At 50.1% G+C, this 1,118-nt stretch carries 2 protein-coding genes; both read right to left on the reverse strand.

Annotation, left to right across the window (positions count from 1 at the left end; translation table 11 throughout):
- Nucleotides 1-593, reverse strand: a 593-nt coding sequence (locus C7Y69_RS21435) for an ATP-binding protein (RefSeq protein ID WP_126874111.1), incomplete at its 3' end; no start/stop codon positions are given.
- Nucleotides 594-601: 8 nt separating this feature from the next.
- On the reverse strand, nt 602-1,118 hold a 517-nt coding region (locus C7Y69_RS21440), incomplete at its 5' end, for a Mu transposase domain-containing protein (RefSeq protein ID WP_409513446.1).

The following is a 1,118-nucleotide window of genomic DNA, read 5'->3' on the forward strand; positions in this document are numbered from 1 at the left end:
ATAATGGTGCTGGTGTTTTGATATCGTTCTTCCATCCCTCCAAGTAAGCCATGGGCCGGTCTTGCACTCATTTTTTCCATTCCCCAGTCATCTAGGATGAGCAGCTCTTTCTTCGCGAGTTGTGCAAGCTGTTGTCGGTAACTTCCATCGGCGTGGCCGATATTCAGCTCATCAAGAAGCTGGCCGAGCCGGTAATATCTTACTGTATGATGCTGTTCACAGGCTTGTCTGGCTAATGCGCAAGCGAAGTACGTTTTACCGCACCCCGTTGCACCAGTAACGATAATGTTATGAGCATGATGTAAGTATTGGCCGCTCAACAGTGTGGCGACTTTATCTTTGCGTAGACCGCGCTCTGCACGGTATTCCAATCGGCTGGCGTGAGCTTCTAAGCGCAAGGTTGCTTGCCGCAGTAAACGCTTCACTTTGCTGTCTTGACGACAGTGAATTTCGTGCTGTGCCAGTAATCCCAAGCGTTCTTCGAAGCTCATCTCGTCGTAGGTTGTCGCTTGGCTTTGTTGTTGCAATAACGCTTGAGCGAAGTGCCCAAGCCGTAAGCTACGCAGTTGCTCTTGTAGTTGAGATTGTGTCATGAGTTGTCCTATTGATAGTAATGTTGGCCGCGGATGTTGTGGTGGGTAACAGGTTGTTCATCTTGCTCGACAGCGGTGCTCGGTACGCTTTCTTGGTGATGTTTGAGTAAGTTCATCACAACGCTTCTGTGAGGGCGTTCTAGCAGTAACGCCTTTTGGCAAGCGGCTTCAAGTCGCGCAGCACCATGCTGTTTAGTGAGATTTAGAATGGCTAGGCAGCTTTTAATCGCTTGCTCTGGATGTTGACGGCTATGGATGTGCCACTGCACCACACCGCGCGTACCTACACCAATATTCTCCGCCCAGTGCAATAAGCGTTCAGCGCTGAAGCGTTGTTTTACATGGCTGTCCGGCATGTGTTCTTTTTGCGTTGAGAAGCCGCCGTCTTTTGCTGATTTAGCGTGCTGTGTCACCAGTTGATTTTGGTGATAGATGCTGACCACACTGCCACTTGCCTCGATGGTCACCGTGTTGCCTACTAAGGTGTGCGGTACAGAGTAAGCGTGCTTTTGGTACAGCACATGG

This window comes from Alteromonas sp. KS69 (genome assembly GCF_003989595.1).
In the GTDB taxonomy this organism is placed as follows: domain Bacteria; phylum Pseudomonadota; class Gammaproteobacteria; order Enterobacterales; family Alteromonadaceae; genus Alteromonas; species Alteromonas naphthalenivorans.